This window comes from Pseudomonas tehranensis (assembly GCF_014268615.1).
GTDB lineage: Bacteria > Pseudomonadota > Gammaproteobacteria > Pseudomonadales > Pseudomonadaceae > Aquipseudomonas > Aquipseudomonas tehranensis.
This window is the reverse complement of the sequence record NZ_JABWQV010000235.1, coordinates 1-7,815: the sequence shown is the minus strand read 5'-3', so window position 1 is coordinate 7,815 and position 7,815 is coordinate 1. Positions and strand designations below refer to the sequence as shown.

5 protein-coding genes are annotated in these 7,815 nt (G+C 62.3%); 1 reads left to right on the top strand and 4 read right to left on the bottom strand.

Features of this window, described 5'->3' with window-relative positions; genetic code table 11:
* Positions 1-122: 122 nt before the first annotated feature.
* Both HU811_RS22640 and purL read right to left on the bottom strand, forming a co-directional pair.
* The gene (locus tag HU811_RS22640; RefSeq protein WP_186658177.1) at positions 123-434 is read right to left on the bottom strand and encodes a YqfO family protein; all 312 of its coding nucleotides are present in this window, start codon (positions 432-434) and stop codon (positions 123-125) included.
* 4 nt (positions 435-438) lie between these two features.
* Positions 439-4,335 carry a phosphoribosylformylglycinamidine synthase gene (gene purL / locus HU811_RS22635; RefSeq protein WP_186658175.1) on the bottom strand — a complete coding sequence of 1,299 codons (3,897 nt, stop codon included), beginning with the start codon at positions 4,333-4,335 and terminating at the stop codon, positions 439-441.
* 286 nt (positions 4,336-4,621) lie between these two features.
* On the opposite strand from purL, the gene mltF reads away from it, so the two are divergent.
* Positions 4,622-6,082, top strand: a complete 1,461-nt coding sequence (gene mltF / locus HU811_RS22630; protein WP_092393621.1) for a membrane-bound lytic murein transglycosylase MltF — start codon at positions 4,622-4,624, stop codon at positions 6,080-6,082.
* 185 nt (positions 6,083-6,267) lie between these two features.
* On the opposite strand, the gene pdxJ is transcribed toward mltF, so the two are convergent.
* On the bottom strand, positions 6,268-7,011 hold the full coding sequence (pdxJ, locus tag HU811_RS22625; RefSeq protein ID WP_186658173.1) for a pyridoxine 5'-phosphate synthase: 744 nt from the start codon (positions 7,009-7,011) through the stop codon (positions 6,268-6,270).
* Between the two features lie 50 nt (positions 7,012-7,061).
* Positions 7,062-7,751 (bottom strand): DNA repair protein RecO, encoded by a 690-nt coding sequence (recO, locus tag HU811_RS22620; protein ID WP_076383636.1) that lies wholly within the window; start codon positions 7,749-7,751, stop codon positions 7,062-7,064.
* Positions 7,752-7,815: the final 64 nt, after the last annotated feature.

Sequence of the window (7,815 nt, the reverse complement as noted above, 5' to 3'; positions counted from 1 at the left end):
CCCAGCGGGGATAAATCCCCTCACCACAGGAGTTTTGTATATATAGGGAATAGGCTTTATCCCCGCCCAATAAAAAACCCGCTGATTCAATCAGCGGGTTTTTCATTTCAGCGGCCAGAGGATCAAAAATCCTCCAACCGCCACACTTCATACGCCGGCGTTTCGTAGGGATGGCTCTGTTTCAGCGCGTCCACCACTCCACGAATCAACTCATCGGCAACGACAAGCTCCACTTTCCATTCCTCGACCTGCTCGACCTGCCCCGCCTCGCCAATGAACGGCTGGCTGCCGTCCAAGGGGCGAAACTGGCCCAGGCCCAGCACTTGCCAGGCACAGTGGTCATAGGCGCCGATTCGTCCGCCACCAGCGGCGAATACGGCGTTTTTGACCTCGTCCACATGGCTGGCCGGGACGAAGCAACAGAGCTTGTACACGGCCTTAGTTCACCCAGACGCGTGCGTTGCGGAACATGCGCATCCATGGCGCGTCTTCGTTCCAGTCGTCCGAACGCCACGAGTTCTGCACCGCGCGGAATACGCGTTCCGGGTGCGGCATCATGATCGTGACGCGGCCGTCGCGGCTGGTCAGGCCGGTGATCCCGCGCGGCGAGCCGTTCGGGTTGGCCGGGTAGGTTTCGGTGACCTTGCCGTGGTTGTCGACGAACCGCAGCGACACGCAACCGGACAGATCGGCTTCAAGCAATGCTTCTTCGCTTTCGAATTCGGCATGGCCTTCGCCGTGGGCGATGGCGATCGGCATACGCGAACCGGCCATGCCCTGCAGGAAGATCGAGTTGGACTCCTGCACCTGGACCATCGCCACGCGCGCTTCGAACTGCTCGGAACGGTTGCGCACGAAGTGCGGCCAGAACTCGCTGCCCGGGATCAGTTCATGCAGGTTGGACATCATCTGGCAACCGTTGCACACGCCGAGGGTGAAACTGTCGGTGCGTTCGAAAAAGCCCTGGAAGGCGTCGCGGGCGCGGCTGTTGAACAGTGCCGACTTGGCCCAGCCTTCACCGGCCCCCAGCACGTCGCCGTAGGAGAAACCGCCACAGGCGACCATGCCCTTGAAGTCGTTCAGGTCGACACGGCCGGCCAGGATGTCGCTCATGTGCACGTCGATTGCGTTGAAGCCGGCACGGTCGAACGCCGCCGCCATTTCCACCTGGCCGTTGACGCCCTGCTCACGCAGCACCGCCACTTGTGGGCGAATGCCTTTCTTGATGTAAGGCGCGGCCACGTCGTGGTTGACGTCGTAGCTGAGCTTGGCGCTCAGGCCCGGGTTATCTTCTTCCAGCAGTGCGTCGAATTCCTGCTCGGCGCAGTCGGCATTGTCGCGCAGGCGCTGGATCTGGTAGCTGGTTTCCGCCCACTGGCGCTGCAACAGGCGACGCTGGCCTTCGAAGACGGTGTCGCCGTTGAAGGTGATGTTGATGTGGGCGTTGTTGATCGGCTGGCCGATCACCGAGACGCAGTCGGCCAGGCCAGCTGCGCTGAACTGGGCGAGGATGTCCGGGGTGGCATCCTGGCGAACCTGGATCACCGCACCCAGTTCTTCGTTGAACAGGATGGCCGGGATTTCAGCCGTGGATTCGGCAACGCTGTCGAGGGTCAGGCTCAGGCCGCAATGGCCGGCGAAAGCCATTTCCACCACGGTGGTCAGCAAACCGCCGTCGGAACGGTCATGGTAGGCCAGCAGGTGACCGTCAGCGTTGAGGCCCTGGATCACGGCGAAGAACGCTTTCAGGTCCTCGGCATCATCGACGTCCGGCGCTTGCGAGCCGAGCTTGCCATGCACCTGGGCCAGGATCGAGGCGCCCATGCGGTTCTGGCCACGGCCCAGGTCAATCAGGATCAGATCGGTGGTGCCCTTGTCCATGCGCAGTTGCGGGGTCAGGGTCTGGCGGATGTCGGTAACTGGAGCAAAACCGGTCACGATCAGCGACAGCGGCGAGGTCACGCTCTTGTCCACGCCTTCATCGTTCCAGCGCGTGGCCATGGACATGGAGTCCTTGCCCACCGGAATGGTGATGCCCAACTCCGGGCACAGCTCCATGCCGACGGCCTTGACGGTGTCGTACAGGCGGGCGTCTTCACCCGGGTGACCGGCAGCGGACATCCAGTTGGCCGACAGCTTGATGTCGGAGATCTTGCCGATGCGCGAGGCCGCGATGTTGGTCAGGGTCTCGCCAATCGCCATGCGGCCCGACGCCGGAGCGTCCAGCAGCGCCAGCGGCGTGCGCTCACCCATGGCCATGGCTTCGCCGGTGTAGACGTCGAAGCTGGTGGCGGTCACGGCCACGTCAGCCACCGGCACCTGCCACGGGCCGACCATTTGATCACGGGCCACAAGACCGGTGATGGTGCGGTCGCCGATGGTTATCAGGAAGCTTTTGCTCGCCACGGCCGGGTGATGCAGGACGCGCTCGATGGAGTCGGCGATGTCCAGGGTGGACGGATCGAAGTCGTCGCCCAACTCGGCTTCACGAACAGCCGAGCGGTGCATGCGCGGGGCCTTGCCCAGCAGCACTTCCAGTGGCATGTCCACCGGGCTGTTGCCGAAGTGGCTGTCGGTGACGGTCAGTTGCGGCTCGGCGGTGGCTTCGCCGACCACGGCGAACGGGCAGCGCTCGCGTTCGCAAATGGCCTGGAAACGCTCGAAGTCGGCCGGGCCGACCGCCAGGACGTAACGTTCCTGGGATTCGTTGCTCCAGATTTCGTGCGGGGCCATGCCCGGCTCGTCGTTCGGAATGTTGCGCAGTTCGAAGCGGCCACCACGGCCACCGTCGTTGACCAGTTCCGGGAAAGCGTTGGACAGGCCGCCCGCGCCGACGTCATGGATGAAGCTGATGGGGTTGTGTTCACCCAGCTGCCAGCAACGGTCGATGACTTCCTGGCAACGGCGTTCCATTTCCGGGTTTTCCCGCTGGACCGAGGCGAAGTCCAGGTCCGCCGAACTGGTGCCGGTGGCCATGGAGGAAGCCGCGCCGCCACCCAGGCCGATCAGCATGGCCGGGCCGCCGAGGACGATCAGCTTGGAGCCAACCAGGATTTCGCCTTTCTGCACGTGTTCGGCGCGGATGTTGCCCATGCCGCCGGCAAGCATGATCGGCTTGTGGTAGCCGCGCACTTCTTCACCGCGAGGGGTGGTGATGGATTGCTCGAAGGTACGGAAGTAACCGGTCAGGGCCGGACGGCCGAATTCGTTGTTGAACGCTGCGCCCCCAAGAGGACCTTCGATCATGATGTCCAGGGCGTTGACGATGCGCTCGGGCTTGCCATACGGCTTTTCCCACGGCTGTTCGAAGCCCGGGATCTGCAGGTTCGACACGGTGAAACCGGTCAGGCCGGCTTTGGGCTTGGCGCCGCGACCGGTGGCGCCTTCGTCGCGAATCTCACCACCGGAACCGGTGGACGCGCCCGGGAACGGGGCAATGGCGGTCGGGTGGTTGTGGGTCTCGACCTTCATCAGGATGTGCACCGGCTCCTGGACCGCACCGTACTGGCGGGTCTCAGGGTTCGGGTAGAAGCGACCGGCGACGTTGCCGACGATCACCGCGGCGTTGTCCTTGTAGGCCGACAGCACACCTTCGTTGTGCATCTGATAGGTGTTCTTGATCATGCCGAACAGGCTTTTTTCCTGGCTCTGGCCGTCAATGTCCCAACTGGCGTTGAAGATCTTGTGCCGGCAGTGCTCGGAGTTGGCCTGGGCGAACATCATCAGTTCGATGTCGTGGGGGTTGCGCTTCAAGCCCTGGAAGGCGTTGACCAAGTAATCGATCTCGTCTTCGGCCAGGGCCAGACCCAGTTCGGCGTTGGCTTTTTCCAGTGCGGCACGGCCGCCGCCCAGCACATCGATGGCGGTCAGCGGTTTGGGCTCGGCATGGCTGAACAGGCCCGCGGCCTGCTCCAGGTTGCCCAGGACGATCTGGGTCATGCGGTCATGCAGGCCCTCGGCGATCAGTTGGGCCTCGGCCTCGCTGAACTCACCGGCAACATAAAAGGCAATGCCGCGCTCCAGGCGCTGGATTTTCGCCAGGCCGCAGTTGCGGGCGATGTCGCTGGCCTTGCTCGACCATGGCGAAATGGTGCCGAACCGTGGCAGCACCAGGAACAGACGACCGGTCGGCTCCTGGACGGGAACACTGGGACCGTACTTCAGAAGGCGCGCGAGCACCTGCTGTTCGTCGCCGGTCAAACCGCCGGTGACTTCGGCGAAGTGAGCGAATTCAGCATACAAGCCACTGACAGCCGGGACCTTCTGGCTCAGTTGCTCAAGGAGTTTGCTGTGGCGAAAGGCAGAAAGGGCAGGAGCGCCGCGCAGGATCAACATCTTCGGGACAGCCTCGGGAAGGGGTGTGCTTTGAGGCCGTGCATTCTAGCCTAAACCGCTGGCGACGGCACCCGAAACGGCACGTACGATGCTGGCCGAATGTCGGTCTTTACTGGAACAGCTCTCCCGGCCCCCGTTTGCACGGTCGTACCGAGATATTTTTCATCGAGGCAAAACACGGCACACCCCGGCCCGCTTGTGTTGCGGACATGTTTTGCAACCGCTAGCAGACTGGCCTTCTGCTGTCGAGATATGGCGGTCGAGGCCGTTTGCGTATACTGCGCAGATGTTTTCCCCAACGGCTTTGCGTCCGCGATACGCCAAGTGGCTGATCGCAACCGGACTCTTCCTGGTGCTCAGTGGTTGTGTTGAGAAACCCAACACACTGGAGCGCGTGAAGGAGGATGGCGTGCTGCGGGTGGTTACCCGAAACAGCCCTGCCACCTACTTCCAGGATCGCAACGGTGAAACCGGCTTCGAATACGAGCTGGTGAAGCGTTTCGCCGACGATTTGGGGGTGGAGCTGAAAATCGAGACCGCCGACAACCTCGATGACCTTTTCACCCAGTTGGGCAAGCCCAACGGCCCGGTGCTGGCCGCCGCCGGCCTGGTCAGCAGCGAAAAACGCAAGAGCCAGGTGCGGTTTTCCCACTCCTACCTCGAAGTCACCCCACAAATCATCTACCGCAACGGCCAGTCGCGCCCCACCGACCCGGCCGCCCTGGCGGGCAAGAAAATCATGGTGCTCAAGGGCAGCACTCACGCCGAACAATTGGCGCAGTTGAAACAGAAATATCCCGGCATCGAATACGAAGAATCCGACGCGGTAGAAGTCGTCGACCTGCTGCGCATGGTGGATGAAGGCCAGATCGACCTGACGCTGGTGGACTCCAACGAAGTGGCAATGAACCAGGTGTACTTCCCCAACGTGCGGGTCGCTTTCGACCTGGGCGATGCCAGCGACCAGAGCTGGGCCGTGGCCCCCGGCGAAGACAACAGCCTGCTCAACGAAATCAACGCCTACCTGGACAAAGTGCAGAAGAATGGCACCCTGCAACGCCTGAAGGACCGCTACTACGGGCACGTTGATGTTCTGGGTTATGTCGGCGCCTACACCTTCGCCCAGCATTTGCAGCAGCGTCTGCCCAAGTACGAGAAGCATTTCAAGAGTTACGCCAAGGCTGAAAAAGTCGACTGGCGCCTGTTGGCGGCCATCGGTTACCAGGAATCACTGTGGCAGCCGACGGTCACGTCCAAGACCGGTGTGCGCGGCCTGATGATGCTGACCCAGAACACCGCCCAGGCCATGGGAGTATCCAATCGCCTGGACCCCAAGCAGAGCATCATGGGTGGCGCCAAGTACCTGGCTTATATAAAGGAACAACTGGACGAGAGCATCGAGGAGCCGGACCGCACCTGGTTCGCCCTCGCCGCCTATAACGTGGGTGGCGGTCACCTGGACGACGCTCGCAAACTGGCGGCCAAGGAAGGGTTGAATCCGAACAAGTGGCTGGATGTGAAGAAGATCCTGCCGCGCCTTTCCCAGAAGAAGTGGTACAGCAAAACCCGCTACGGCTACGCTCGGGGCGGTGAACCGGTGCATTTCGTAGCAAACATCCGTCGCTACTACGACATCCTGACCTGGGTCACACAGCCACAGCTCGAAGGCGACCAAGTGGCCGAGGGCAACCTGCACGTGCCGGGTGTCGACAAGAGCAAGCCGAATCCGGAAACCCCGCCGCTCTGACGCCAGAAACAATCCCGCGCTGCTCACCCCTGTAGGAGCTGCCGAGTGGAACGAGGCTGCGATCCTTCGATGGTCAATCGGGTCTAGAACGAAAGAACAAAAGATCAAAAGATCGCAGGCTTCGCCAGCTCCTACAAGGTCCAGTTTCGCTGAATCTCCTTGCCACCATTGGAATTTGTAGCGGCTCAGGGTTTGGTGGCAGCCAGGATCAGCGCTTTCATCTCCGCCACCGCCGACTTGAACCCGACAAACAGCGCATGGGCCACCAGTGCATGGCCGATGTTCAGTTCGTTGATGCCCTTGATCGCCGCGACAGCTTCGACGTTGTGGTAATGCAAGCCATGGCCGGCGTTGACGATCAGGCCCTGGGCCAGACCGAAGCTGACGCCATCGGCCACTCGCTGCAACTCATCGGCCACGTCCGTGGGCGTTTGCGCATCGGCATAACGGCCGGTGTGCAATTCGATGGCCGGCGCGCCGACACGCTTGGCGGCTGCGATCTGCCGCTCGTCGGCGTCGATGAACAGCGACACTTCAGCGCCGGTTTTTGATAGTCGCTCCACCGCCAGGCTGATCCGCGCCTCCTGCCCTGCCACGTCCAAACCGCCTTCGGTGGTCAATTCCTGACGCGTCTCGGGCACCAGGCAAATGTGCGCCGGGCGAATGTGCTCAGCGAACGCCATCATTTCTTCGGTCACGCCCATTTCGAAGTTCATGCGGGTTTGCAGCACATCCTTGAGCAGCAGTACGTCGCGCTCCTGGATGTGGCGACGGTCTTCACGCAAATGCACGGTGATGCCATCGGCGCCCGCCTCTTCGGCGTCCAGTGCGGCCTTGACCGGATCCGGGTAGCGCGTACCGCGGGCCTGGCGCAGGGTGGCAACATGGTCGATGTTCACGCCGAGAAGAATGCGATTGCTGGTGCTCACGAAAAGACTCCTGATATGGACAAATAGTCGGCCCACAGCATACGGGTTGCTCAGGGCTTGCGAAACAGCTCGCGGCTGACCAGCGGTCGACCACCCAGATGAACCGCCAGGGCTTGGCGCATCAGACGCTTGGCCGCCGAGAGCGCGCCCGGCGCACTCCAGTCGGCCTCGGCCATGGCCAGAAGCTCGGTGCCATTGAATAACCCGGGTTGCAGCAGGTAGACCTGCTCCAGGCCTGCATCCACCTGCAGGCGATACAGACCATCCGCAGCGATGGGCTCGCCATGCAGGTCGGTGTTCAGGGCGAAGCCGTAGCCCAGATCGTCCAGTAGCCGCCATTCGAAGGAACGCAACAGCGGTTCCAGAGGACGACCCTCGGCCAGGGCCAATAGCGTGGCGGCATAGTGATCGAACACTGCGGGATGGGGGTCTTCGGCGGGCAGCAAGCGGATCAGCAACTCATTGAGATACAGGCCGCTGAACAACGCCTCGCCATTAAGCCAGGCCGCCACACCGTTGCTTTCCATGCGCCCGACGTTCTTGAGCTCTCCCCGCCCCCGGAATTCGACCTCCAGCGGCACGAACGGCCGGGCCAGCGTCCCGGCCTTGCCCCGTGCCCCACGCAACACCGCCCGCAACCGCCCCTGGGGCGTGAGGAAGTCCACCAGGGCGCTGCTTTCGCGGTAGGCGCGCGAGTGCAGGACGTAGGCGGGTTGGGCGGTGGGTTGGGTTGGTGGCATGGAATCGCAGCTCTCAATGAGTAAACGCAGTTTTACTGACGACCACAAACCACTGTGGGAGCGA